Annotated in this window: 25 protein-coding genes and 4 pseudogenes; 14 read left to right on the top strand and 15 right to left on the bottom strand. The window is 64.0% G+C overall.

All coding sequences use genetic code 11. The features are described 5' to 3' along the window. Positions 1-66 precede the first annotated feature (66 nt). From mbnM to EDE12_RS21990, 10 genes and pseudogenes are all read right to left on the bottom strand, one after another. Positions 67-1,353, bottom strand: coding sequence for a hypothetical protein (gene mbnM, locus EDE12_RS20100; protein WP_026598323.1), 1,287 nt, complete (start codon positions 1,351-1,353; stop codon positions 67-69). Beyond that, positions 1,350-1,922, bottom strand: a complete 573-nt coding sequence (gene mbnC / locus EDE12_RS20095) for a methanobactin biosynthesis protein MbnC (RefSeq protein WP_026598324.1) — start codon at positions 1,920-1,922, stop codon at positions 1,350-1,352. The genes mbnM and mbnC overlap by 4 nt, the downstream gene beginning before the upstream one ends. Beyond that, complete coding sequence (gene mbnB / locus EDE12_RS20090; RefSeq protein WP_026598325.1) at positions 1,894-2,730, bottom strand: methanobactin biosynthesis protein MbnB; 837 nt, start codon at positions 2,728-2,730, stop codon at positions 1,894-1,896. The genes mbnC and mbnB overlap by 29 nt, the downstream gene beginning before the upstream one ends. An 85-nt stretch (positions 2,731-2,815) precedes the next feature. Further along, a complete protein-coding gene (gene mbnA / locus EDE12_RS22540; protein WP_161915583.1) occupies positions 2,816-2,899 on the bottom strand; it encodes a methanobactin in 84 nt (27 codons plus the stop codon). Positions 2,900-3,094: 195 nt separating this feature from the next. Beyond that, a pseudogene (locus EDE12_RS22535) lies at positions 3,095-3,601 on the bottom strand (RNA polymerase sigma factor); the annotation flags it as partial. A 70-nt stretch (positions 3,602-3,671) separates the two neighbouring features. After that, positions 3,672-3,872, bottom strand: a complete 201-nt coding sequence (locus EDE12_RS20080; RefSeq protein ID WP_134188266.1) for a hypothetical protein — start codon at positions 3,870-3,872, stop codon at positions 3,672-3,674. Between the two features lie 530 nt (positions 3,873-4,402). After that, positions 4,403-5,032 (bottom strand): annotated as a pseudogene (locus EDE12_RS22365) (TonB-dependent receptor); the annotation flags it as partial. A 54-nt stretch (positions 5,033-5,086) separates the two neighbouring features. Then, positions 5,087-5,650, bottom strand: a pseudogene (locus EDE12_RS22360) (IS6 family transposase); the annotation flags it as partial. A 130-nt stretch (positions 5,651-5,780) separates the two neighbouring features. Next, a complete protein-coding gene (locus EDE12_RS20070; RefSeq protein WP_166671907.1) occupies positions 5,781-8,123 on the bottom strand; it encodes a TonB-dependent siderophore receptor in 2,343 nt (780 codons plus the stop codon). A gap of 50 nt (positions 8,124-8,173) precedes the next feature. Continuing rightward, positions 8,174-8,566 carry a hypothetical protein gene (locus tag EDE12_RS21990; RefSeq protein WP_166671906.1) on the bottom strand — a complete coding sequence of 131 codons (393 nt, stop codon included), beginning with the start codon at positions 8,564-8,566 and terminating at the stop codon, positions 8,174-8,176. Between the two features lie 169 nt (positions 8,567-8,735). Here EDE12_RS21990 and EDE12_RS20065 point away from each other — a divergent pair, with 169 nt between their 5' ends. From EDE12_RS20065 to EDE12_RS20050, 4 genes are all read left to right on the top strand, one after another. Continuing rightward, complete coding sequence (locus EDE12_RS20065; protein WP_024881818.1) at positions 8,736-9,413, top strand: response regulator transcription factor; 678 nt, start codon at positions 8,736-8,738, stop codon at positions 9,411-9,413. Continuing rightward, the gene (locus tag EDE12_RS20060; RefSeq protein WP_026598329.1) at positions 9,410-10,792 is read left to right on the top strand and encodes a HAMP domain-containing sensor histidine kinase; all 1,383 of its coding nucleotides are present in this window, start codon (positions 9,410-9,412) and stop codon (positions 10,790-10,792) included. The genes EDE12_RS20065 and EDE12_RS20060 overlap by 4 nt, the downstream gene beginning before the upstream one ends. 1,830 nt (positions 10,793-12,622) lie before the next feature. After that, positions 12,623-13,165, top strand: a complete 543-nt coding sequence (locus EDE12_RS20055; RefSeq protein ID WP_198029873.1) for a TetR/AcrR family transcriptional regulator — start codon at positions 12,623-12,625, stop codon at positions 13,163-13,165. Next, entirely contained in the window at positions 13,162-13,506 is a 345-nt protein-coding gene (locus EDE12_RS20050; RefSeq protein WP_198022825.1) for a DUF1992 domain-containing protein, read from the top strand. The genes EDE12_RS20055 and EDE12_RS20050 overlap by 4 nt, the downstream gene beginning before the upstream one ends. 332 nt (positions 13,507-13,838) lie before the next feature. Here EDE12_RS20050 and ppsA read toward each other — a convergent pair whose 3' ends face one another. The 4 genes and pseudogenes from ppsA to EDE12_RS22355 all read right to left on the bottom strand — a co-directional run. Next, positions 13,839-16,220 (bottom strand): phosphoenolpyruvate synthase, encoded by a 2,382-nt coding sequence (gene ppsA, locus EDE12_RS20045; protein ID WP_026598331.1) that lies wholly within the window; start codon positions 16,218-16,220, stop codon positions 13,839-13,841. Between the two features lie 112 nt (positions 16,221-16,332). Continuing rightward, positions 16,333-17,007, bottom strand: coding sequence for an HAD family hydrolase (locus EDE12_RS20040; RefSeq protein ID WP_024881814.1), 675 nt, complete (start codon positions 17,005-17,007; stop codon positions 16,333-16,335). Positions 17,008-17,014: 7 nt separating this feature from the next. Further along, positions 17,015-17,665: a SagB/ThcOx family dehydrogenase gene (locus EDE12_RS20035; protein ID WP_026598332.1), complete on the bottom strand. Its 651-nt coding sequence runs from the start codon at positions 17,663-17,665 to the stop codon at positions 17,015-17,017. Next, a pseudogene (locus EDE12_RS22355) lies at positions 17,662-17,877 on the bottom strand (hypothetical protein); the annotation flags it as partial. The gene EDE12_RS20035 and the pseudogene EDE12_RS22355, both read right to left, overlap by 4 nt. Before the next feature lie 181 nt (positions 17,878-18,058). On the opposite strand from EDE12_RS22355, the gene EDE12_RS20030 reads away from it, so the two are divergent. From EDE12_RS20030 to EDE12_RS19985, 10 genes are read left to right on the top strand one after another with little or no spacing between them, the layout of a single operon-like run. Further along, on the top strand, positions 18,059-18,781 hold the full coding sequence (locus EDE12_RS20030; protein ID WP_026598333.1) for an SIMPL domain-containing protein: 723 nt from the start codon (positions 18,059-18,061) through the stop codon (positions 18,779-18,781). Between the two features lie 49 nt (positions 18,782-18,830). Continuing rightward, the gene (atpD, locus tag EDE12_RS20025; protein WP_026598334.1) at positions 18,831-20,291 is read left to right on the top strand and encodes a F0F1 ATP synthase subunit beta; all 1,461 of its coding nucleotides are present in this window, start codon (positions 18,831-18,833) and stop codon (positions 20,289-20,291) included. Continuing rightward, complete coding sequence (locus tag EDE12_RS20020) at positions 20,288-20,734, top strand: F0F1 ATP synthase subunit epsilon (RefSeq protein WP_024881810.1); 447 nt, start codon at positions 20,288-20,290, stop codon at positions 20,732-20,734. The genes atpD and EDE12_RS20020 overlap by 4 nt, the downstream gene beginning before the upstream one ends. Beyond that, positions 20,731-21,021 (top strand): AtpZ/AtpI family protein, encoded by a 291-nt coding sequence (locus EDE12_RS20015; RefSeq protein WP_024881809.1) that lies wholly within the window; start codon positions 20,731-20,733, stop codon positions 21,019-21,021. Before EDE12_RS20020 ends, EDE12_RS20015 begins: the two co-directional genes overlap by 4 nt. Then, positions 21,018-21,299, top strand: a complete 282-nt coding sequence (locus EDE12_RS20010) for an ATP synthase subunit I (protein WP_036290607.1) — start codon at positions 21,018-21,020, stop codon at positions 21,297-21,299. Before EDE12_RS20015 ends, EDE12_RS20010 begins: the two co-directional genes overlap by 4 nt. Continuing rightward, positions 21,296-21,976 carry a F0F1 ATP synthase subunit A gene (locus EDE12_RS20005; protein WP_024881807.1) on the top strand — a complete coding sequence of 227 codons (681 nt, stop codon included), beginning with the start codon at positions 21,296-21,298 and terminating at the stop codon, positions 21,974-21,976. The genes EDE12_RS20010 and EDE12_RS20005 overlap by 4 nt, the downstream gene beginning before the upstream one ends. Positions 21,977-21,992: 16 nt before the next feature. Further along, positions 21,993-22,238: a F0F1 ATP synthase subunit C gene (locus tag EDE12_RS20000; protein WP_026598336.1), complete on the top strand. Its 246-nt coding sequence runs from the start codon at positions 21,993-21,995 to the stop codon at positions 22,236-22,238. A 13-nt stretch (positions 22,239-22,251) separates the two neighbouring features. Beyond that, on the top strand, positions 22,252-22,998 hold the full coding sequence (locus EDE12_RS19995; RefSeq protein WP_026598337.1) for a F0F1 ATP synthase subunit delta: 747 nt from the start codon (positions 22,252-22,254) through the stop codon (positions 22,996-22,998). Then, positions 22,988-24,511, top strand: coding sequence for a F0F1 ATP synthase subunit alpha (locus tag EDE12_RS19990; RefSeq protein ID WP_024881805.1), 1,524 nt, complete (start codon positions 22,988-22,990; stop codon positions 24,509-24,511). The genes EDE12_RS19995 and EDE12_RS19990 overlap by 11 nt, the downstream gene beginning before the upstream one ends. Further along, on the top strand, positions 24,508-25,389 hold the full coding sequence (locus EDE12_RS19985; RefSeq protein ID WP_026598338.1) for a F0F1 ATP synthase subunit gamma: 882 nt from the start codon (positions 24,508-24,510) through the stop codon (positions 25,387-25,389). The genes EDE12_RS19990 and EDE12_RS19985 overlap by 4 nt, the downstream gene beginning before the upstream one ends. An 87-nt stretch (positions 25,390-25,476) precedes the next feature. On the opposite strand, the gene EDE12_RS19980 is transcribed toward EDE12_RS19985, so the two are convergent. After that, positions 25,477-25,644: ATP-binding protein (locus EDE12_RS19980; RefSeq protein WP_166671904.1), on the bottom strand; the 168-nt coding region annotated here is incomplete at its 5' end.

Raw genomic sequence — 25,644 nt, 5'->3', positions numbered from 1 at the left:
GCGTTTTCCTTTTCATGGTCGCGCAGTCAGCCATCGCGACGATTTTGCGCGCCGCGCCCGGCGGGCTCAACATTGCAAAGCGGGTTGGGGCGTCGGCTCGCGTGGGTCCGAGAGGCGTCTCCAAAGAACGGCCGCGCAAATCGCTTCCGGCGCGATCAAGGCGAGATAAGCGACCGCCGGCTCGTCGAGATGCAATCCGAGCGCGGTCAAGGGCAAGGCGACGAAACAGGCGACAAGGCCGTCGACCGCCGCCGCGTCGGCGAAGCGGCCGTCGGCCTGCAAGGCCCCGCGCATGACGTTCGTCGCAAATCTGATGGGAAGCGACAAAGCGAGCGCGGCGACGAATGTCGACCACCAGCGTCCCTCCTGCTGGTATATGGCCTGTCCGATCCAACCGCTGCTCAACAGCAGGATTGTCCCCGCGGCGATGGCGACGGGAATTCCCTGTCGCCACAAATGAACGATTTGGGACGCAATCTCCGGTCGCGGCCAATCCGAAAGACGCAATGCGAGAAATCTAGTGAGCGCGGTGAAGGGCGTGAAAAGGAGCAGGACGAGAATTTGCCCGGCGGCGTAAGCGTCCGCGCGCGCCGGTTCGAAACGCCCGATCCATGGCGCGGCAAAAAGCGCGAGCGATGTCAGGACGAGAAGTTGAGGCGACAAAACTCTCGCCGCTTCACACAGCGATTGCGCGAGAAACGACCGCGCGAAGGCCCAGGAGGGAAGCCGCGGAGCCGCGTCGTGATCCCGGCGCGCCGCCGCAAACGTCACAGTCGCTCCGGCCGTCGCGGCGACCAAGCCCGCGATGAAACATCCCTTGAAGCCGAAACCGAGCGGATAGACGAGCGTATAGGCGGCCACCGCCTTGAGGACGATCTCGAAGGATTTCCAGCAAAGCGCGACGCGCCCGCGCTCAGTCGCGAACAGGATGAACAGGCCGACGCCGGAGAGGACGCGGAATGGGATCGCGGCCAGATACCAGCCGAGCGCGGATCGAGCGAGACGGACGGCGTCAGTCGTTCCACCGATCAGGGTCAGCCCCGACGGATAGGTCAAGCAGCCAATCGCACCGGCGCCCCCGCCGACAACAAGCGCCACAACCCATAATTGCGCGACGATTCTCGACCTTCCGCAAGTGTCGTGCTCCTTGGCGACGATGACGGAGGCGACGCCCCCCACCGCCGCGACGAGTACGGCGTCGAGGAGGGCGACGCGCGCGAGCAGGGCATATGCCGCCGGCGCGCCGGCGCCTAATCTTGCGATCATCGCCAAGTCGATCTGAAACGAAACCGGCGCGATGGACAGGGTCGCGAGCAAGGGACAAAATCCTCGCCAGAATCCCCTTCCGTTCATAGCGGGAGGCTCCGCCAGCCGGGGAACTCCGCAATCTCCGATCCGGGAGTGGTGAAAAAGCCGAAAAACGCATCTCCGACGGCGATTGGCTGGTCCAGTTCCACCAATTCGACCTGACGGCCCGCGCTCAGGCTGCGGCATTTCCACCCAACGACAAAAGTCGGCGTGGCCGCGCAGCCGATAGCGAGGCCATGCGCCGCGCCGCGGTCTCTAATCGCCCAACGCGCGGCCGAGGCGCCCATGAGCGAAATCAAAAGTTCGTCGCCGAGGCGGTCGCGGAACACCGATTGCCGCAGCCATCGATACAGCCAGAGATAGTAAGACCAGGTGAAGCGAACGCCCTGCTCGCGCGCCCACTCCATGAAAGGCGCGAAAATCGTCATGCCGTCGGGACCAGACAACTCCAGCAGTTCCGGACAGATATCGAAAGTCGAGTGCCAATAGGCGCGCAGACTGACGTCGATCCGGCCATAGGCGCGAGAATTGGGTGGATAGTCCAATATCCGCGAAGGAGATGTCAGAACGTCGAACAACTCACGATCAGTTCGCGCAAGCGATGGCTCGTTCATCCTGCCGCTCCTCGGTCCCGCTGGTGAAAATTTCGCGCAAGCGCCGCAAATCGGCGATGATCGAGTCGTATTCGATATTGCCGTCGCGCTCGTAAGTGATCGTCGCGTCCGGCTTGTCGAAAATATGCCGGCGTCCGCGAAGGAAGGCGAGCGTATCTTCTGCCAACTCTTCCGCATGCGAGTCGTGAACAATATGCGGCGGGTTGACCGCGCGGCTGTAGCCGGCGACGTGAAAGTGATTTGTGGACGCGATCACCTTGTCCCAGGCTTCGAGAGGCGCGCCGCAATTGAGATTGGCGCAGACCGAGTTCGATGCGTCGAAAAGCGCGCCTGCTCCCGTGTCCTGCATCAGCCGCTCGAAAAAGCGCGGCGCTTCCCATCCTCCTTCCATGATCGATGGATAATTCTCGATGAAAATGCGTTGGCCGAGCATTTCCTGCCAAAGATCGACCCGCACGCGCACGCGATCATAATCCCGCGCGTAATCCAGTTCTCCCAAATGAAAGAGATTCACTCCGTGATGAGTGAAGCTCGCGCCATGGTCGGAGACATAAAGCGGCTTCATGTCGCGAATGAACGGACGAAGGCGTGTTGCGAAATTTTCGAGCGCGTCGAGATCTTCGTCGATGAACTCCGAAAACATGATATGAAATCCTGTCGGGCAATCGAACGCTCGCGCCAGCTCCGCCGGCGGGACGCAAAGAAAATTATCGATCAGCAATTCGCAATAATCAATATGTCCTTCGGCGATCATGCGCCGAACCATTTCTGTCGTCTCCGTGAGTGTGAAATTGAATCCGATCCGCATCGCATTCACCTGTGCCAGCGCATGAAGAATGGAATGTATCGTGCGCCGCCCGAAGGGAGGACGGCGCACGATACAGCTGCGATGCTTAGCCCCAGCAAGCAGTGCCGCAGTCGGCGCCGGTGCGGCCGTTGACGACGAGAGTGGTGCGCTTCACGATGTTGATAGCCATGATAGCCTCCTTGGACGATCGGTCGATGTCGCCGCATCTGTCATTGGAGCGGCGGGTCGGTCGCCTGCGCGAGCCTTCCGAAAAACTGAGACGGTTCTCCATGGGAAAACCCGACATGGAATTCGAATTGTTTGTTTCTGGCGCGCGCCTCGATGCGGTCGTCGTCGACTTGCGTCCGAGCCGACCGAGTAAAAATTCGCGCGCCTTGACCAGATTGCGTTCGACGGTTCTCGTGGCGACGCCGCAGCGCGTCGCGACTTCCGTTTGATTGAAATCGTCGATGTGGTAAAGCAGGAAAATTCTTCGACAGATCGGCGGAAGCTCGGCAAGACATGCGAACAACAAGCGCAGCTCGTTTGCGCTTTCGAGCGCGGTGTCCGCATCCGACGCATGGGCGTCCGACATGAGAAAGAAATCGATTGCTTCGTCGTAGCCGGAATGGATCCGGACCTTGCGGATCGCGTCCACAGTGAGATTCGCGACCGTTCGAAAAAGATAGGCTCTTGGATGCTCAACCTGCTGCGTTTTGGCGTGCTGGAGAAATTGCAGAAATGCGTCCTGCACGATGTCTTCAGCCTGCTGCGCGCCGATTCGACGGCGCGCGAAGCGTCGCAATTCCGGAGCATGGGCTCGATAAAGACGCCCGAAGTCGCCGATCGGGCGCTCGGGCGATGGCTCGATAGAATTTATCAAAAGAGACATGAGCTGGGCTCCATCGTTAATACTGGGCATGGGTGGTCGATTGGAGCGGCGTGGTGGAATGCCGCGAAGCTTATTGTCGGTCCAAGTCGAGATGACCCGTTTGCAATTCGATCTGGCGGCGGAAAGCGAGCGGGCGGCGCGAGATGCCAGCGTTCGGGTCCCGCCGCTTCAGCCGCATCTCGTCCAGGCGCATCCGGGTGAAAATGCGTTTAGGCGGCGCGCGGCGGTCCTCGCGCTCGAAAACACACGCCGACGCGTAACGCGTTCCCATTCGAGGATTCGTCGCGCCAGGGCGTCAGCCGCGTCGACGCCAACGGAGGCGACAGGGTCGCGAAATAGACCGGCACGTCTATGCCGCCGCAGGAAAAGCCGGCGAAGATGCAGCAGAGCCGGCAATCTTGAAAATCTGCCGGCGTCGGCGCGCGGGACGGGTCCAAGGCGCAGATCTGGCGAGGCGAAAGGCCGAATGCGCCTCCCCCCGCGGCAACGGGAAGAAGCATGTGAAATAGCAGCCATGCGATCGCCGCGATGCGGAACGCGGCGTGCCTCGATAACATGTCGACCTCGCCGCTCGGGTTTGAATGTTACCCGATGAATGGCCGCGGCTTGCGCCGATCGATTGCCCGATCCGATCGTTACGCTGATTGCCGGAAACGACATTCGGATACGGCGGTCGTCGAGCGTCGACGAGAACACGGCTGACTTCGATGACCGGACGTATTCAATATTCGAAGCGCAACGATCCCAATATGCTTCGCGGCGCCCCGAAGGAGCCGGCGAAACGGCCCGGAAATTGAGACGTTAGATGTAGGTCGAGTTGAGCAGATTATCGACGTTCACTTGCGCCGTGACATGGGTCGGGCCGAGCGCAAAGCGGTAGGACGCCATGGCGCGAAGCAATGTGTAAGCGGGGGCGATAAAGCTGTTCGCCGGATCGACCCAAGCCGTGCCGACCCGCGATGCGCCGATCGCCCCGCTCCATCCTCGGAACGCGCCGTCGGCGTCATATTTCACCCAGAGATTTCCCATATTCTCCGGAACGGCGGGGAGGCGCTTGCCGGCGACAGGCGCCTGCGTGACGATATCGAAAGGATCGCTCGCCGGCAGCGTCGATCCTTTCGTCACATGCGTGTTCATATGCAAAAAATTGGCGATGACGCTCCAATTGTCGTCGATGCGGCCCGTAACGTCGATCTCCACGCCTTTGCTTTCCGCATCGAGCAGATCGTACACGAAGCCTCTCAACGCGCCGGCAAGGCCCGGCGTGTTCCGGGCGATATTGTATTTTTTAATATCGTAATAGGCGAGCGTCACCGAAAGGCGCTTGTCCAACAGTTCGGCTTTGACGCCGCCTTCCATCTGGATCGCGGTTTGCGGGCCGAGTGCCGCGCCGGCGCGCGTGACGCCGTTGTTGAGACCGAAAGACTTCGTATAATTGCCGTAGAAGGAGAGCCACGGATAGGGTTGCACCGAGAGCGTCGCAGCAGCCGATCGAAATGATTCGAAACCCAACATCGGCCGCGTCACTCGCTTCACCGCTCGATGGTCCTGTTCGACAATATTATTGAGATATTTGATGCGGCGGATTTCGATGTCAGCTTCATGCTCCGCTTTGTAGCGTTCGATCGCTGCCGTGTTGGCGCCGCTCTTGTCGATCGTGATCTTCTGCGGCTCGCCACGCTGGCCGATCGCCTTGCGCAAAAAGAGCAACGCAGCTTTGTAGTCCCTCTTGGCCGTCAGCAGAAAATCCACCGTCGCGCCTGCCTTGTCGACAGCCCGATACAAATATTTCCAGCTGCCTTTGACTTTCACGTAGGTCTCATCGAGTCGCCAGCTCGAACCGACCGGGCGCTTGCCAGCACGAAACCGCTTCTCCAGCAAAGGGGCATATTTGACGACCCAATGGTTGAGCGTGGAATGGTCGACATCGACGCCGCGCTCTTCCATCATTTCCTCGAGTTGGCGATAGCTCATCGGATACGCCACATACCAGCGGACGCCCCACAAGACCACGTCGCGTTCAAAATGGCTTCCCTTGAAATCGATCATCGCACACGTCCGCCAGCTCCACTGCCACCGATCATAGCCCAAACCGACCAGCGACAAAAAATTCGCGACAGAACCCGCGCGCGGGCATGGTTCCAAGAGGCGGCCGCCGCGACCCGCGGCGGCCGGAGGATCAATATTCGACGCGCAGCGAGCCGATGACGGAGCGCGGCGCGCCGGGCGTGCCGGCGAAGCGGCCGGGGAATTGCGACGTGCCGTAGTAATAGGTGGAGTTGGTGAGATTGTCGGCGTTGATCTGCGCCGTCACGAAGCTCCCCCCGAGCTGGAAGCGATAGGAGGCCATCGCCTTCAGATTCGTATAGGCGGGCGCGAGAAAGGTGTTGGCGGGATCGACGAAGGCATTGCCGACGCGCGACACGCCGATCGCCCCGCTCAAGCCGCGCAAATAACCGTCCGCCTCATATTTCACCCAGACATTGCCCATATTGTCCGGCACTGCGGGCAGACGCTTACCGACAATGGGGGCCTGAGTCGTGACGTCGAAGGGGTCCGTCGCCGAGGGAATCGAGCCCTTCGTCACATGCGTCGACATATGGGAGAAATTGGCGATGACGCTCCAATTGTCGTCGATGCGCCCTGTCACATCGAGCTCGACGCCTTCGCTGCGCGCGTCGAGCAGATCGAACACGAAATTGCGCAGCGCCGCCGGAGCGCTCGGCGTCGCCTGCGCGATATTATGCTTGTCGATGACATAGTAGGCCGCCGTGGCGACGAGGCGCTTGTCGAAGAGCTCCGCCTTCACACCGCCTTCCCACTGGATCGCGCGCTGTGGGCCGAGCGGCGTATTGTTGCGCGTGACGCCATTGTTGACGCCGAAGGACTCCGTGTAATTGCCATAGAAGGCGAGCCAGGGTAGCGCTTGGACCGAGAGGCCGACGCGCGGGCTGAAGGCGTGATCGGCAACGCGCACGGCGAGATAATTGGCGCGCATCAGCGCATTGTTCAGCACAGCCGAGGTCGAGGACTGGCCCGAGCTCACGGCGCTGGCGAAATCATAGCGGCCGCCGAGCAGAAGATGGACGCGATCGTCGAAGAAGGAAATCATGTCCTGCGCATAGAGACCCTGCCATTCCTGCTTGCGAATGAAGGCCGTGCCATTAGCCGGCGTGATGAAGCGCGAGATTCCGAGGCCGCTATAGGGCGCGAAGCTCGCATCGTAATAATTGGGCGCATAGATGTTGAGCGATTGCGCCTGGTTCGACTGATAAATGTCGCCGACCTGCGAATAGCTCATATGATCCGTGCCGATGAGCACGGAATGATGCAGGAATCCCGTGTCGAACCTGCCCTTCACATCGAGATTGCCGGTGATGGTGCGATAGCTGACCGGGCCCCAATTCAGCGAGACATTGGATTGTCCAACCGGCCATGACGTCGGGCACCAGGCCGCCGGCGTGTTGTTGAGCTGGCCCGGCTGATTGGCGCAGACGAGGAAGAAGCTCGTCTGAATGGCGCGGCTGTTGGAATAGAGAAAGCGATTGGTGACGCTCCAATCCTGGTCGAGATCATAAGTCCAGTCGAAAGCCACTTGCCGGCGCATGTCGTGGCTCGGATTGTCGACGGTGATGCTGGGATCGCCGAGATAGCGGCTGATCGGAATCGGCGCGGCGTTGTAGCCGATGGCGGGAATATTCGGATTGTTGTCGACGCCCTTCACATCCGTATATTCGGCGTCGACATTGAGCTTGAAATGCTCGCTCGGATGATAGGTGATGGTCGCCGAGCCGAACCAGCGATCATCGGTCACATAATCGATGAAGGACGGATTGTGGTTGAATTCCGCCGTCACGCGATAGAGCCACACTTTATCCGGCGTGATCGGGCCGGTGGCGTCGATGGTCGTGCGCGCGCCGCCGAAGGAGCTTCCCTGCTGCTGCACGGAATAATAGGGCGTCTCCAGCGGGCGCTTGATGATCGTGTCGACGAGGCCGCCGGGCTCGATGCGGCCGTAGAGCATTGCGACCGGGCCTTTCACCACCTCGATCGATTGCACATTGGCGGTGCTCGGACATTTTTGCGCCGGCAGCAGCAGGCCGTTGCGATAGGATTGCGAGAGCTGGAGATTGCCGGTCGGAAAGCCGCGGATGATGAGATTCTGGAACAATGTGCAGCCGGTCGGCATCAAGGATGTGCTGCTCACCGCGCCGACGACGGCGTCATTGATGGAGATGGCCTGCTTGTCGTCCATCGTCTGGCGCGTCACCACTTGCACGGCGATCGGCGTGTCGAGGATCGGCGCGTCGAGCTTGGCGGAGGCGGCGCTGGCGGCGGCGTAGCCGGTCACGCGGTCGCCCGATCGCGCGCTGCGCGGATCATCGGCGCCGGCCGGGCGGCGCGCGGCGGTGCCGATGTCGATCGTCGGCAGCAGCTCCTGCGTCTGCGCGTGAGCCAGAAAAGCGAGGGATAGCGCCGTGCTGGCGAGGGCGCGCCGCGCCGCGCGTGAAACAATATGCATTGTGATGGTCTCCGGCCGCGTCTTCGAGGGACGCGCTTGAAGCAGACAGATCATGCGGCCCGACGGCTGCGCTCGATCGGCGGAGAGACGGGCGGCGGGCCGCGGGCCGAGGCGGAGCAGGCGCAGGCCGAAGGCGCGCGAGGCCCTCCGTCTTCGGCGCGGGCGGCGCAGCCGGAGGCGCGCGGCTCGGGAAATGGCGCGCGACTGGTGAGAATGGCGAGCAGATCGGCCTGCTTGTCCGCGCGGTCGACCGAACAGATCAGGCAGCAATCGGCCGGGTGCGGCCGCCCCGGCGTCGTGCGGCCCTGTGGCCGGCATTCGCCTGAGGCCGCGCCGACGCGGCCCATCCCGACCGCATGCGCGGCTGCGGCTTCGCGGCCGAGGCCCATAGCCAAGCCCTGCATAACGAGCAGAAGCGCGAAAACCCGAACCAGACGCCGCAAAATTGCATCCTCACGCCAGATGAGGACAATTCCTCTAACAAAATTCGCATAACGGTAGCGTAACGACAGCCCCGGCGATGGCCGGGCGGCGCGAATTCGCTGCGACCTGTTGCAAAGATACGACACCGGCGGCTAGGCTGTCGTTCGGCGGCGGGGCGGAAAAGAATAGATGCGGATTTTGATCGTCGAGGACCAGCCGGAGCTGGCGATGCTCGTCGCCGGGCGGCTCACCAAATCGGGTTATGTCGCCGACAGCGTCGCGACGCTGGCGGAGGCGGTGGAGGCGGTCGCGCAATTCGATTATCCGGTCGTCCTGCTCGACCGCCGCTTGCCCGACGGCGACGGCGTGTCGATTCTGAAGCAGCTGCGCGCGACCAAGCCGCGCTCGCGCGTGCTGCTGGTGACGGCGGCGCGCTCGATCGACGACAGGATCAACGGGCTCGACGCCGGCGCCGACGACTATCTCACCAAGCCCTTCGACGTCGACGAGCTGCTGGCGCGCATAAGAGCCGTGCTGCGACGTCCACAGGGCGCCGCTCTGCCGCCGGTCGCGCTCGGCGAATTGTCCTTCGATCTCGACCAGCGCGAGGCCTTCGTGCGCGGGAGCCCCCTGGTCCTCGCCAAGCGCGAATTGCTGCTGCTCGAGGCGCTGATGCGGCGCGCCGGACGAGCGGTCAAGCACAGCACCTTGCTCGACGAAATCTATGGGCTCGACGACAATGTGCAGCTCGACGCGCTCAAAATGTCGGTCTCGCGCCTGCGCCAGCGGCTGAAGGAATGCGAGGCCGGCGTCGAGATCCATACGCTGCGCGGCATCGGCTATCTCATCGAGATATCGCGCGCGTGAGGCTGCTTCGCTCGCTCTCCTCCCGGCTCGTCTTCAATTGGGTCGTCTTCTCGCTCATCGCCTTCTTCACCGTTCCGGCGACCGTGCTCTTGCCGCTGGCGGCGTTCGGCGTCAACGATGTCGGCTATGTGCGGCTCGAGGGCCATACGGTGAAGCGCGCGCGCGTCATCGTCATGCACGCCGTCCGCAAGACGCCGGAGGGCCGGCTTCGCATAGAGCCGACGCCGGAGCTGCGAGACTATTTGGCGCGCAATCCGCGCTTCCGTTTCGCGGCTTTCGACGCGCAGACAGGCGAGGCCTTCGCCGGCTCGTCGCAGCAGCTCGTCGATTATTTCAGCAGCCAGCTCGGCAAGCTCGAAATGCTCGGTGCGACCTTCCACATATTAGGCGACGCCGACCCCGACTCGCGCGGCTCCGCCCGAATGGTGCGCACGCCCCTCGGCCGTTTCGGCACCGTCGTCTATGGCGCGCAATTCCATTGGGACGATATGCTGTTCTGGCTCTACAACTATCCCACCACGGCAAATGTCCTCGCCTATATTCCACTCTGCGCGGTGCTGTCGCTGGTCGCGCTCGTCGTCGTGCGCAGGAGCCTGACGCCTCTGCGCGTCAGCGCGGCCAAGCTCGCCGAGATCGACCTCGACTCGCTCGATCGCCGCGTGCCCACGGCCGACATGCCCTCCGAGGTCCTTCCCTTCGTCGAGGCGCTGAATGGCGCGCTCGAGCGCGTCGACGCTGGCGTCGCCCGCCAGCGTCGCTTCATCGCCAATTCGGCGCATGAGCTGCGCACGCCCATCACCATTTTGCGCACGCGGCTCGATCAGCTCGACGACACGCCGATCAAACGAGAGCTAGAGCGCGATTCGCTGCGCATTCAGACGATCCTCGAGCAGCTCATGGTGCTGGCGCAAGTCGAGGAGCGCGCCAAGACTTGCGCAGCGCCGCAGCTCGATCTCGGCGAGGCCGTGCTGACCGTCACCGCCGATTACACGCCGATCGCGCTCCGCGCCGGCCGCCGCCTCGCTTTCGAGCCGCCGCCGACGCTGGTCGTCGCGCGCGCCTATGAATGGGCGCTGGAGAGCGTCGTCGGCAATCTCATCGCCAACGCCGTGCGTGCCGAGCCTTTGGGCGGCGCCGTCGTCGTGCGCGTGACCGCCGACGCCGTGGTCGAGGTGGAGGATCATGGCGAAGGCGTGGAGCCCGCCCATCGCGACGCGATTTTCGAGGCCTTCTGGCGCAAGAGCGAGGCGACGCCCGGCGCCGGCCTCGGCCTCGCCATAGCGCGTGAATTGATGGAGAAGCTCTCCGGCCGAATATGGGTGGAGGAGACGCCGGGCGGCGGCGCGACCTTCAAGCTCGCTTTTCAGAAGAACGACTGAGATCGCCGCCGGCGGTCTCAGGTTGAACACGGCCGTGCGACGTGAGAGTTGTCGATTGGCGCTTCAATCCGGGACTCGGGATGAATGTTACGATTTGCGGCACGCCATATGAGACTTTTGCGTGCTGAGTCTCGATTGAAAGGGTAGGCGGCGCATGAATTCCTTGGGTGAAGCGGGCATCGCCCTCGAAAATGCCTCTGTCGATCGACCGGTCGACGAGTTCGATTTCGAGTGCCCGGAATGTCCGCGCCAGTCTCGATTGAACTGTCTGGGCGGGCACTTCGGTCTCAGCTATCTTGTTGAGATCATTTAATGGGCAAGTCCCGGATTGAAATGCAAATTGACAACACTCGCGATTTCTCGGGTCGATCCCATCAAGTCCGATAAGGTTGGTTTATCGGACATAATCCCACAGCCCTGGATTTCCGGGCGATCGAGGCGGTTTCCGCGCTCGGGAGTGCTCCGCGGCGTCGGATTTTTGGCATCCGAGTGTGCCCGCGGGACGGCCCTTGGACAGGAGAGAGATCTTCGAGCGCTTCCGATGACACGACATCCATGGCCCCAGCCCCGTCCGGCCGACGCCGCTCTGCCTGCGCCGAGCGGCGAGCGCGGGGCGCCGATCGGCCGCGACAGAACGCGTCGTCGCCGTCGCTGCGGGAGATCTTCGGCGTCCCGCCATCTCGGATTTGCCAGGATCTCGCACGTGATGCGTCGGAATTCGCCCGCCCCGCCGTCGCTATACACGTGCGCCGAGCGAAGTCCCGCCGGAAGACCTCGCAACGGCGCGGGGGGCTCGAAGCGCCTCGACAGGGTCGGTAACCAGATCGAGAACCGCGTCCGCCGCGTTGAGCGTCGGGATGCGCAATCGGAGCGGTGAGCACCCGAGCGAATCGGGGGAGCCGATGACGTTCCGGGCGTCGCCACCTGCTGGCGCTGCGCAGCGCCAGAATCGGCCGCGCAATCCCCAGAATGTCGAGCTGCGCCCAGAGTGTCGCCAGGGCCGGGTCGCGCCGCGAGCGGCTCTCCTGTGCGCCGTTCACGATCGCGCTGATCCGATCCTGAAACAAAAGCGGCGCGTCGACGAGAGCGCCCCCCTCCTCCCGCGGCCGTCGGTGGTGCGCGTGGCTCGAGAACCAGGCCGACGGATGGCCAGGGTAGCGTCGCGACAGTGTCAAGCGCCGCAAACGCGCCGGAACGACGTCGCCGGCCCGCGCCCAAGACGTGAGGCGCTCTCGCGTCGCGCAGCGTCGTCGATCGGATCGCGCGCATCGCCCTCCGAGACGAGGAGGTTGATCAAACCGGCCGCATCGAGCCCAAAGGCGAGCAGCCCGCTCAAATCTGATTTAACTCGTGACCATTTGCGGTCGATACGAGTTCGCGCATCTCAATTCGCCTTATCGCCGCTCGTGAAGCGCGAGCGACAGGCGCCTCGGCGACACCGGGGCCGAGAGGACCCGCCACTGGTGTCGCGTTGCCTTTAACTCCGCGAATCCTGCGTTAGGAGGGTCTTCCTCACTTTCCGTGCTCATACTGTCGCGCGAGCCTGCCGAAAGGTATTGAAAGAATGGACAAATGTTAGCCACTCGAGCGATCTTGTTACTCCCGATTTTTCAAGCGGCGCGCATTTCAATATCCCATGTGTTTTCCGAGTGTTACGAATTCGAAGCGGCTATCAGCAGCACGGAAAGTGAGGAAGACCCCCTTCAGACGCGACTTCTCTCTGAAATCGGCGAACAATCCCTTGTCAGAGCAATAAATCAATCATATGATTGATTTATGCCAAGCCATGACCAAAAGCAGTCCTATATTCGCAAAGACGAACGCCGGACGATGATCGCTGAAGCCGCAAGGGCGCTGATCCTGGAAAACGGGTATGCTGCGTTACGGACCCGAGACGTCGCGGCGCGTGTCGGCATCAACATTTCCACCTTGCATTTTCATGTACCAAACAAGGCCGCATTGGTTGTGCTGGTCGCTGAAACCACGCGAGATGACTTTCTTCGCAAATTGCCGCCGCCCCCCGATGCGGAGAGGCCTGCCGGTGCGCAGCTTCGTGCTGAAGCGCAGGCATATCACGACAGTCTTCGCGACAGTCCTGAGTTGGCGGCTTGCTTGGCTCAACTCAGACAGGTCGGTCGATCCGAGCCAGAAGTTGCGGCAATGATCGATTCCTTCACACAGGAATGGTGCCGCCGTTACGCGGAGATCATTACGATAGGGCAGCAGCAAGGTGCGTTCCGCTCCGATCTGACAGCGCTACCCGCCGCGCTGGTCATCACCGGTGCATTGACGGCCTTTGGCGCTCGTGAACCTCACGACTTGGAAATGTTCTGGCCCGTTTTCGACGAGCTGGAGCGAGGATTTTTGGCTTGATCAAGAGCAAAGGGAAAGCAACAGTGAAATTTTCCAGTCTGGCTGAAAGGCAAATTCTAAAGGCTCAAATCGAAGGTCAATTCGATAACCTAAAGGGGGCAGGAAAACCCCTAGATCTGAGCGGTGGTAGCAGTGTGGACGCCATCGGCTTCCGCATCATGTCTGAAGCTGGAGCCTTACCCCGTGAAATCGAATTGCGTAAAGCCGTCGAAGAGCAGACCCGCGTATTGCGCGCTGCTCCAGACGAAGAAGCGCGTAGACGTGAAATGAAAAAGCTTGCGGACTTTCAGTTGCGGCTCGACATAGAGCAAGAAGCCAGACGGCGCTTCTATGGCGGTTAACGGCTCTCAATGCAGTCCCCGACCTAATCGAAAAAGAAAGTCTTTCAAACTGGGAGGGCTGAAAGATGAGGTATAAGCTGCCTGGTCAAAAAAGAAGAGGCCGCAAAAGCATCATAAGTTTGGCGAAATACTGAAGACAGCGAAGGATAATATTTCTGCGGTCGGCCTTGCGACAACAGCCAGCCGATCCATACGAAATATTCGCGACAAGTGGTTACCCAGGGGCCAAGCGCGCATGTGCGGACGGACAATCCTGCGTTATCGACGGTGATGTGATCTCCTCGGCGAATTTCAGCCGGATGGTCATCGATTACTGAACGGGTCGCGGTCAATCAACTCTCCGCGGCCGCCACATGCTGCTTCACGACGACGAAGCTGTCGGGCGTCACCGACACAGAATGGATCCCGCATTCGACCAGGAATTCGGCGAAATCGGGATGGTCGCTCGGCGCTTGCCCGCACAGGCCGACCTTGGCTCCCGCGTCGCGCGCGGCGTCGATGACGGTGCGGATCATCCATTTCACCGCCTCGTCCCTCTCGTCGAACAGATCGGAGAGCTCCGCCGAGTCTCGGTCGACGCCGAGAGTGAGCTGCGTGAGATCATTGCTGCCGATCGAGAAACCATCGAAGCGCTCCGCAAAGGCGCGGGCGAGAATGACATTCGAGGGAATCTCGCACATGACATAGACCTGAAGCCCGTTCTCGCCGCGTTTCAACCCATTGGCCGCCATGACCTCGAGCACGCGATCCGCCTCTTTGACCGCCCGGCAGAAGGGGATCATCACGATGACATTGGTGAATCCCATTTCGTCGCGAAGACGGCGTATGGCGCGGCATTCGAGCGCGAACCCTTCTTGATAGCGCGGAGAGTAATAACGCGACGCGCCGCGGAAGCCGATCATCGGATTTTCTTCCCTCGGCTCGAATTGGGCGCCGCCGACCAGAGAGGCATATTCATTGGTCTTGAAATCGCTCATGCGCACGATGACCGGCCGCGGATGAACGGAGGCGGCGATGCGGCCGAGCGCCCGCGCGAGCCCTTCGACGAAATAATCGCTCTTGTTCTCGTAACCGACCGTCGCCTCGGCGATGATCTTTTTGGCCGCCTCATCCTTCAGCGAATCATAATGGACCAGCGCCATCGGATGGATCTTGATGTGATTGTTGATGACGAACTCCATCCGCGCGAGGCCCACTCCGTCGGAAGGGAGACGCCACCAGCGAAAGGCCGCGGCGGGATCGGCGAGATTGAGCATGACCTCGACGCGCGTCGCCGGAACGGCGGCGAGATCGAGCTCCTCGATCTCGATCTCGGCGACGCCATCATAGACGAATCCCGTGTCGCCTTCGGCGCAGGACAAGGTGACGATCTGTTCGTCGTGGAGCAGTCGCGTCGCATCCGGCGCGCCGACGATCGCCGGCAATCCGAGCTCGCGGCTGACGATCGCCGCATGCGAGGTGCGTCCGCCATGCTCGGTCACGATCGCCGTGGCCCGCTTCATGATGGGCGCCCAATCCGGATCGGTCGTGCGCGTGACCAATATGGCGCCATCGACGAAACGACCAATGTCGCGAACATCCTCGATGACGCAGACCTTGCCGGTCGCCACCGCGTCGCCGATCGCCAATCCCGTGCAGATCCTGCGGCCTTTCTTGCCTATGCGATAAGACTTCAGCGCGCTCGCCTCGCGTCGCGATTGAACCGTCTCCGGACGCGCCTGGACGATGAAGAGCTCGCCGGTCTCGCCATCCTTGGCCCATTCCATATCCATTGGCCGGCCATAATGGTCCTCGATCAGACAGGCCCAGCGAGACAGAGTCAGAATGTCCTCGTCTGCGAGCACGAAGGAGGCGCGCTCGGCCTTGGACGTCGGGACATTGCGCGTCGGCTGCTCGCCGCCCTGTGCATAGATCATCTTCACCAGCTTGCCGCCGCGCTTCTTCTCGATGATCGGCGACAGCGCCGCATTGGAGACGAACGGCTTGAACACGACATATTCGTCGGGGTCCACCGCGCCCTGCACGACATTCTCGCCGAGGCCCCAAGAGGCGTTGATGAGCGCGACCTTGTCGAAGCCCGTCTCCGTGTCCAGCGAGAACATCACGCCCGCGCCGCCTGTGTCGGACCGGACCATGATCTGCACGCCGACCGACAGCGCGACTTTCATATGGTCGAAACCCTGCGCCTTGCGATAGCTTATCGCGCGATCCGTGAAGAGCGATGCGTAGCAGCGCCGACAGGCGTCGAGCAACGCCCGCTCGCCGCGAATGTTCAGATAGGTCTCCTGCTGTCCTGCGAAGCTCGCATTCGGCAGGTCTTCGGCGGTTGCGCTCGACCTCACCGCGACATCGGGCGCGTCCCTGCCGATGCGCCGACCCAGCTCGCGATAGGCCTCGACGATGGCGCTCGCCATTTCGCTCGACCATTCGCCGCGTAGAATGGCGTTACGAATTGTTCGACCGGCGTCGGCGAGCGCGATGCGGCCGGATTCGAGGTCGTCGAGCGTCGTAGCGATGACATTCCGCGCGCCATTGCTGTCGATGAAGCGCCAATAGGCTTGCGCTGTCGTCGCAAATCCAGAGGGCGTCCTAACGCCTTTTTCTGTGAGTCGGGAAATCATCTCTCCGAGCGAGGCGTTCTTTCCGCCGACGCTCGGAACATCGTCGCGCGTCACTTCCTCGAACCAGACGATTTGCCGCGCCGCGTCGATCATGCGACTTCCCTCGCTTCGAATCTCGAAGTCCGCTCTTCTTGTCGTCGGACCACGACGTCCGCGACGACCATCTATGGCTCATTCTAGCGAGTGCGAGTAGAGCGACCGAATGTCACTTCCTTCCACCGATCTCGTCGATGTGGAACAGTAGATCGGCGGGATCGTCATAGACGCGAAACGCGCCAGACTGCCGCAGCTCGTCGGATCCGTAGCCCCCACTCGAAAGGCCGACGCCCAGCGCCCGGCATCGGGTCGCGGCGAGCATGTCCCATATGCTGTCGCCGACGACGAACGCCGTCGTTATGGGCGCGTTCAGCCGTTCGGCTGCAGCGAGAAAGAGGTCTGGGTCGGGCTTGGCGTGCGCGACCTGGTCGCGGGTGACGACCGGCGTGCGGGCGGGATCGACGCCGAGCGCGGCGAGATTGACGCGCGCCGTCTCCATGCGACCGCTCGTCGCGATCGCCCAGGGGACGCCGGCGTCGGTGAGCCATGCGAGGAGCTCCCGCGCGCCCGGGAGCGGGCGCACGCCGTCGGCGATCTCGAGATAAGCGGAGGCGTGGGCGGCGCTCAAACGGCGCACGCGCTCGGCGTCGATTTCCATGCCCGTCTCGCGCAGCAGCTGGTTGACGAACAAGCCCCCGCTCATGCCGACCTTACGATGAATGCGCCAGACCGACAAATCGATGTGCTCCGCGTCGAGCGCCTTTTTCCAGGCGAGGACGTGCTGATAGACGCTGTCGACCAGCGTGCCGTCGAGGTCGAATAGGAAGGCCGGGTCGATGCGCATCGGGAGTTCACTCCATCTTCTTCGGATAGCCGATCGTCTGCGACAAAAGCACCTGATGGTCGTGGCTGAGCCCCAGCGCCTGCGCGATCGCCTCGCGATCGATCCAGGCGCGGATCACAGTGGCGAGGCCCGCGCTCGCCGCGAACAAATACACATTCTGCGAGATCGCGCCGGCCGCGAACGAGGCGAAGCTCTCGCGCTGAGCGACCGGCACGAGCGCCATTCTCGTATGGTCGGCGACGAACACCAGATCGAGCGGCGCTTCGTCGACGAAATCCTGATAGCCGGTCACGCGCCTCATGTCGCTCGCTGCGACCAACCCCAGGGTGTGCGCCGCGGCGACGTAGAGATAAGCGCCCGAGGGCAGCGCGACATAGACGTCGATTTCCTGAGCGTCCAAAGCGGAGGGCGCGGTCCGTCCGCCTTTGGCTCGATTCACCCCGTCCGCGGCCCACAGCAGGTCGGACAGGAGCTGCAAGGGCAGCTCGTCCGGCGCGAATTCTCGGGACGAACGCCGCTCGGCGATCGCCTCCATCAATGGCATGCCGCCTTCCTTATGCGGAGGGGGAAGCGCGATCTGCGCCGCAGCGGCGTCTCGCGCAGGTTTCGGACGCAGCCGCCCCATCATGCCGAGCGCGAGCTTGGTCAGCGTGCTCATTGCGACGGCCTCCTCGTGAGACCATGCAATATCGTGGGGGAATGTAGATTTTCGAGGGCGGAGAAGAAATTTGCACATTCGGCGGAGGAGAGCTCCTTCAGCATTGAGCCGATCCTGTTCCATAGGGCGTCGACGGTTCGCTCGGGGGCTTTCCGGAGCAGAGCTTTGAGCTTGGAGAATGGCTTCTCGATCCGATTGAAGTCGGGACTGTAGCGCGAACGAGCTCGAGCGCCGTTCTCTTGCTTTTTCGTCGTTTTGTGAAGCTGGGGCGATATGTAGCGTGATAAAGTCCACGCTCCGCCAGTCGCCGAGGCTTCGGTGCGCCGAGTCGGGGGAAGCCGGAAGCGTGGAGCGTGCGATTTCGCCGCCAGCGGCGTCGAGCGAGGCAAGTCGATGACCCGAATACTCGCCGCAGCCTTGTCGAGCGCGCTCCTTCTCGGGAGCGCTTCGGCCGAGACATTGAAGGACACTCTTCCGCATATTTCCGTGACGGGAGAAGCCTCGGAGGAGGCGCTTCCCGATCGAGCGATCCTCCACCTGGACATTGTCGCGGATCGGCTCACCGCGACCGAGGCCGTGACCGAGAATGAGCGGAAGACGCGCTCCTTGTCGGAGGGCTTCGTCCGGCAAGGCGTGCCGATCGACGACATTCGCGTCGTCGGCGCGACGCTCCAGGCGGTCGCGGCGGAGGAAGCCGCGGCGCGCGGCGCGCATGGAAAGCGCGTCTCCAGGGGCTTTCGGGCGCGAAGCGAGTTGAGCGTGACGGTGAATTCGCTCGATGAGGCCGCGTCTTTGCTGTCTCGGGCGATCGACGCCGGCTCGAACGACCTTCGCGGCGTGGAATTCGTCGTCAGCGACGAAAGGACGCGCCTCGAACGACTGCGGATCGCTGCGGTGAAAGATGCGGAACAGCGGGCGAGAAACTATGTCGAGGCCGTGGGCGCCAAGCTCGGCCGTATCATCGAAATCGATCATCAGGAGGCGGTTTCGGCCACAGAGGCGAACGGCCGAACGGAGCCCTTGGCTTCCGCGAGCGGAGCGGCGTTTCTGCGTCTTCGGCCCGGCGCGCGACGGCTCACCGCCAGGGTCTCGGCGACTTGGGCGCTTTCGCGCTAGAATGTCCAGGATTTCGAACCAATCGGCGAGATGCTCGATCGGCGTGCAAATGAACGAGGCGGCTTCTTCTCACACGAGCGCGGCGCGTCACGGCACGGTCTCGGCCGTTCGCGGCGCCGTGATCGACGTGCGCTTCGAGAAGGGCGAATTGCCGGCGATCGAGGACGCCTTGCTCGTCGAGGCCGACGGCGGACGTGAAATCTACGCCGAGGTGCAGGCTCATCTCGACCGGAACAGCGTCCAGGCCATCGCTCTGCAATCGACGGTCGGCCTGTCGCGCGGACGCCGGGTGAAAGCGACCGGCGGGCCGATCGAGATTCCGGTCGGCGACGCGACGCTCGGACGGCTGATCGATGTGACGGGAGCGATCGGCGACAATGGACCGCCGCTGCCGGCGGACGCGCCGCGCCGGCCGATCCATCGCGCGCCCCCGCCGCTGGCCCAGAGGCCGAGCGGCGGTGAGATTTTCGCGACGGGGATCAAGATCATCGACCTGCTGACGCCCATCGCTCAGGGCGGCAAGGCCGCCATGTTCGGCGGGGCGGGCGTCGGCAAGACCGTGCTCGTGATGGAGCTCATTCACGCGATGGTGACGGGCTATCGGGGCGTATCGGTGTTCGCCGGCGTCGGCGAGCGCTCGCGCGAGGGCCATGAGCTTCTGCGAGACATGGGCCGCTCCGGCGTGCTCGAGCGCACGGTTCTGGTCTATGGCCAGATGAACGAGCCCCCCGGCGCGCGCTGGCGGGCGCCGCTCGCCGCTCTCACCATCGCGGAATATTTCCGCGACGAGCAGCGCCAGAACGTGCTGCTGCTGATGGACAATATCTTCCGCTTCGTCCAGGCCGGGGCCGAAGTGTCGGGCCTCCTGGGGCGATTGCCGTCGCGCGTCGGCTATCAGCCGACGCTGGCGAGCGAAGTGGCGGCCCTGCATGAGCGGATCGCCTCGGTCGGCGGGGTCGGCGTGACGGCGATCGAGGCGGTCTATGTTCCCGCGGATGATTTCACCGATCCTGCGGTGACGACGATCGCCACCCACATCGACAGCATGATCGTACTCTCCCGACAAATGGCGGCCGAGGGCATGTATCCGGCGATCGATCCGATCGCTTCCTCCTCCGTGCTGCTCGATCCGCTGGTCGTCGGCGAGGCGCACGCCGAAGTCGCGACCGAGGTCCGCCGGGTGATCGAGCATTATCTCGAGCTGCAGGACGTCATCGCCTTGCTCGGCGTCGAGGAGCTCGCAGCCGAGGACCGCAAGATCGTCGGGCGCGCGCGGCGCCTCCAGCGCTTCCTGACCCAGCCTTTCACCGTCACCGAGGCCTTCACCGGAGCGCTTGGCCGCTCGGTTCCCCTCGCCGACACGCTCGCCGGCTGCCGCGCTATTCTCTCCGGCGCCTGCGACGATTGGCGAGAGAGCTCCTTCTATATGGTCGGGTCCATCGACGAGGCGGAGCAGAAGGAGAAAGCTGCCGCGCGCATGGACGCCGAGGCGGCGGGAGGCCGGCCGTGAGCAGAGCATTGCGGCTCGCCATCACCACGCCGAACGCCGTGCTGCTCGACGAAGCCGGCGTGCGATCCGTCCGCGCCGAGGACGAGAGCGGCGGTTTCGGCTTGCTGCCGGGCCACGCCGATCTGCTGACGGTGCTGCCGCCTTCGGTCCTGCGCTGGCGATCCGCCGACGGCGCCGAGCGCTATTGCGCGATCCGGGGGGGCGTGCTGACCGTCAGGGGCGGAGAGAGCGTGTCGGTCGCCTGCCGGGAGGGACTTCTCGGTCGCGATCTGCGCAAGCTCGACGCCGAGGTGCGCGCCGCGCGCGCGGCCGAGAAGGACGCGGCGGCGCGCGCGCGCGTCGAGGAGACGCGGCTGCACGTCAGCGCCGTGCGTCGCCTCGTCCGTTATCTGCGTCCGTCCGGCGCCTCGGAATTGTTCGGCGATGGAAAGGACGCGCCATGAGCGAGGCCGGCCCCGAACGGGAGCGCGATTCGATGGCGGAGGCCTCGCAACTGGCCGCCGAGCGGCGCGAGATGCAGCGCAGGAACGCCGAGCCCTCGCTCGGACGCCGGCTGGGGCAGATCGGCGTTCTCGGCTGGACCATCGTCCTGCCGGCGCTCGCGGGGCTGTTCCTCGGACGTTGGCTGGACAAGATGTACGACATGGGCGTCTTCTTCTCCGCGCCTCTCGTCATGATCGGCGCCGGAGCCGGCCTCTGGCTCGCCTGGAAATGGATGTCGCGCCAATGACCGTTTCCGCCGCCCCGCTCGCTCTCCAGCTCGTCCTCGGCGCGGGCGCGGGATTCGCCGCGGGCCTCGCTTACTTCCGGGTCCTGCGTTGGAATGTCGCCCTCTTCGAGCAGGGGGTGACGCCGAAGGCCATTCTCTTGCTCATAGCGCGCTTCGTTGCGCTCGCCGCGGCGCTCGCAGCCCTCGCGAAGATCGGCGCCCTCGCTCTGCTCTCCGGCGCGCTGGGACTGCTCGCGGCGCGCCGCGTCGTCCTGCGTCGTCTGGGAGGTCTCGAATGAAATCCTCGCCGCTCGCGCTCGAGCCCGGCTTTCAGCTCGGACCCGTGCCCGTCAGCAAGCCCGTCATCGTCACTTGGGCGCTGATGGCGGCGCTCGCTCTCGCGAGCCTTCTCGTAACTCGGCGGCTCTCGTTGCGGCCGGGGACCGGACAATCCGCGCTCGAGCTTATCGTCGAGACGCTCGACCAGCAGATAAGAGACACGATCGGCGTGGACCCAGCCCCCTATCGCGCCTTGCTCGGAACGATCTTCCTCTTCGTGCTCGTCGCCAATTGGTCGTCGCTCGTCCCCGGCGTGGAGCCGCCGACGGCGCGGCTCGAAACCGATGCGGCGCTGGCTCTGATCGTCTTCTTCGCGACCATCTATCACGGCCTGCGCACGCGCGGCCCGCTCGGCTATCTCGCGACATTCGCCGAGCCGAGCATCATCATGATCCCGCTCAATCTCGTCGAGCAGATCACGCGGACCTTCTCGCTGGTCGTCCGCTTGTTCGGGAACATCATGAGCGGCGTGTTCGTCATCGGCGTCGTGCTGTCGCTCGCGGGTCTGCTCGTGCCGATTCCGCTGATGGCGCTCGATTTGCTGACCGGCGCGGTTCAGGCCTACATTTTTGCGACGCTCGCCATGGTGTTCATCGGCTCGGCGGTCGATGGACACGGCTCGCGGGCGCGCGGCTAGACGAGAGCGAGGAAGAATGGACGACATTCAATATATCAGCGTGATCGCCGCCGCCGTCGCCGTGTCCTTCGGAGCGATCGGCCCCGCCCTCGCGGAAGGCAAGGCGGTCGCGGCCGCCATGGAGGCGATCGCGCGTCAGCCGGAGGCCGCCGGCGTCCTGTCGCGCACTCTGTTCGTCGGCCTCGCGATGATCGAGACCATGGCGATCTACTGTCTCGTGGTCGCGCTTCTGCTTCTCTTTGCCAATCCTTTCGTCAAATAGGGCGTTCGCAGGCATGCAGATCGACTGGTGGACGCTCGGTTTGCAGACCGTCAACGCCCTCGTGTTGATCTGGCTGCTCTCCCGCTTCCTTTTCCGCCCCATCGCATCGATCCTCGCCGAGCGCGAGGCGATGGCCCGGCGGCTCCTGGACGCCGCCGCCGCCGCCAAAGCCTCGGCCCTGACTCTGGAAGAACGCGCGCGCGCCGCCGTCGACGCGATGGCGGCCGATCGCGCGGCGACGATCCACGCCGCCACGACGGAGGCGAAGGACGCGCGAGACCGGCTGCTCGAGGTCGCCAGGGCCGACGCCGATCGCATGCGAGCGGACATGCGGACCGAGATCGAGCGCGCGGAACGATCGGCCCGTCGCGCCGAAGCCGAGCGCGCGAGCCTGCTCGCCGTCGACATTGCGCGGCGTCTGCTCGAACGCTTGCCTGCATCATCCCGCGTCGCCGGCTTCATCGACGGTCTCGCGGACGCGGTCGCGGCTCTGCCGGAATCCGCGCGCGCCGATTTCGCCGCGCGCGGCGAGCCCATACTGACCGCGCCGCGTCCGCTCACCGCCGAGGAGGACGCGCTGTGCCGCGGCAGGCTCGAAAGCGCTTTCGGCCGCCCGCTGAAATTCGAGCTTCGCGTCGATCCGACATTGCTCGCCGGCCTCGAATTGGAGAACGCCCACACCGGCATTCGCAACAGCCTGCGCGCCGATCTCGAGCAAATTTCCGCGACCTTGCTGACGGAGCCGGAAAATGAGCGATGAGCCGGCCGTCGCCGAATGGCTCGCGCGCGGTCGCGAGGCGGTCGCGAGGATCGATCTCGGGCCCAAGGTCGAGACGGTCGGCCGCATCGAGAGCTATGCGGACGGAATCGCCTTCGTCTCCGGCCTGCCGCAGGTCGCGCTCGACGAGCTGCTGCGTTTCGAGACCGGCCAGCTCGGATTCGCGCGCGTGCTCGAAGCGGATCGGGTCGGCGTGGTGCTGCTCGATCCGGGCGACGAGATCGAAGCCGGCGCGCGCGTCTTCGCGACCGGCGAGGTCGCGCGCACGCCGGTCGGGGAGGGGCTGCTCGGGCGCGTCGTCGATCCGCTGGGCCGCCCACTCGACGGCGGCGAGCCGATCGCCGCCGCCGCCTTTCATCCCGTCGAGCGCGACGCGCCGAGCATCATCGCGCGCGATCTCGTGACCGAGCCCGTCGAGACCGGCCTATTGGTCGTCGACTCCATGTTCGCCCTGGGGCGTGGTCAGCGCGAGCTCGTCATCGGCGATCACGCCACCGGCAAGACCTCGATCGCCATCGACGCCATCATCAACCAGCGCCGCTCGGACATCGTCTGCGTCTATGTCGCCGTCGGCCAGCGGACGACCTCGGTCGAGCGCGCGATCGAGGCGGTGAGGAGCGGAGGAGCCGCCGATCGCACGATCTTCGTCGTCGCGCCCGCCGCTTCGCCGCCTGGCCTGCAATGGATCGCGCCTTTCGCGGGCTTCGCCATGGCGGAGTTCTTCCGTGATCGCGGCGGCCATGCGCTCGTGGTCATCGACGATTTGAGCAAGCATGCGGTCACGCATCGCGAGCTCGCCCTGCTGACCCGGGAGCCTCCCGGACGCGAAGCCTATCCCGGCGATATCTTCTACGTCCATGCGCGACTCTTGGAGCGCGCCGCGAAATTGTCGAAGGCGTTCGGCGGCGGCTCGCTCACGGCGCTGCCGATCGCCGAGACCGATTCCGGCAATCTCTCGGCCTATATTCCCACCAATCTGATCTCCATCACCGATGGACAGATCGTGCTCGACCGCCGCTTGTTCGCCGCGAACCATCGTCCGGCCGTCGATGTCGGCCTCTCGGTCAGCCGAGTCGGCGGCCGCGCGCAGCCGGACGCCTTGCGCGACGTCTCGGGACGATTGCGTCTGCAATACACGCAGTTTCTGGAGCTCGAGATGTTCTCGCGCTTCGGCGGCATGTCGAACGCCCGCATCGAGCGGGAGCTGACGCGGGGCGAGCGCATTCGCGGCCTGCTGACGCAGCCGCGCTTTTCGCCGCTGCGCCTCGCCGATCAGGTCGCTCTGCTCGCGGCGCTCGACGCCGGCGTTCTCGATTCCCTTCCGGCGCGAGCCATTCCTGCGCTGACCGCGAGGCTTCCCGCGCATCTCGACTCGGTCGCCGCGCCGAGCGTCGCGGCGATCTCCCGTCACGCCCCGCTCGACGACGCCATGCGCGCGGATCTCGTGGCGCGGGTGCGCGATCTTTCGACAGAGCTCGCGGCGCGTCCCTCATGAGCGAGCGCTCCGCCGACATCAAGGTCCACATCGTCGCGACCCGGCAGCTCGAGAGCGTCATCACGGCGATGCGCGGCGTCGCCGCCATCCGAACGCGCGAAGCCCAATCGCGTCTTTCCGGCGTGCGCGCCTATGCGGGGACGTTGGGCGACGCCATCTGCGCGGCGCTGGCGCTGAGCGAGGAAGCGCCGCCTTCGCGGCTCGTCTCGGAGCGCCGGCCGGCCGGCGGCCATATCGTCCTGGCGTTCTGCTCGGAGCGCGGCTTCGTCGGCGCATTCAACGAGCGCATCCTCGACGCGGCGGCGCGGTTCGCTGACGGCGTCGAGCGGCCTGCTCTGTTCATCATCGGCGAGCGCGGCGCGACGCTCGCGCAAGAGCGCGGATCACGGGCCGATTGGACTCTGCCAATGGCGTCGCGCGTCGATGACGCGCCGTCGCTCGCCGACCGCATCGCGCAAGAGCTTTATGGACGTCTGGGGGAGGGGCTCGCCGATCGCGTGACGCTCATCCACGGCGCGCCGGGCGCGGCCGGAATCGAGATCGTCGCGCGCTCGCTCGTGCCGCTCGACCTCGCCCGCTTTCCGCCGGCGTCCGCCGCGGTTCCGCCCCTCGTCACATTGCCGCCGCGCGCGCTCGTCGAGGGCCTCGCGCAAGAATATGTCTTCGCCGAATTATGCGAGGCGGCGGTGCTGTCCTTTGCGGCGGAGAACGAGGCGCGAATGCGCGCGATGATCGAAGCCCGCGACAATGCGCACAAGACGCTCGAGCGACTGGAGGCGCGGCATCGGCAAACACGTCAGGAGGAGATCACTGAAGAGATCATCGAGCTCGCGAGGCCCGCGCCCCGCGGGGCGCAGGCTCGTCGAGGCGACGACTAAAGGGGTGTCGATTTCCGTCGAGATTTGACCCAGGATTTCCGTTGAGAACCGACCCGGGTTGAAGATGGCTTGCGGGTCAGTCAGTCGTCAAGTTTTGGTCTTCTCCTTTGCAGGTTTGTCCGCCTTCGCGGAGCTGTCCTTGAACCGGAAGCTGTCGTTCCCGGTTTCGAGGATGTGGCAGCGGTGAGTGAGGCGATCGAGCAGAGCCGTCGTCATCTTGGCGTCCCCGAAGACGGCGGCCCATTCGCCGAAGCT

The organism is Methylosinus sp. sav-2 (genome assembly GCF_004366495.1).
Classification (GTDB): Bacteria; Pseudomonadota; Alphaproteobacteria; order Rhizobiales; family Beijerinckiaceae; genus Methylosinus.
The sequence above is the reverse complement of the archived record's forward strand: the minus strand, read 5'-3'. Positions and strand labels throughout refer to the sequence as shown.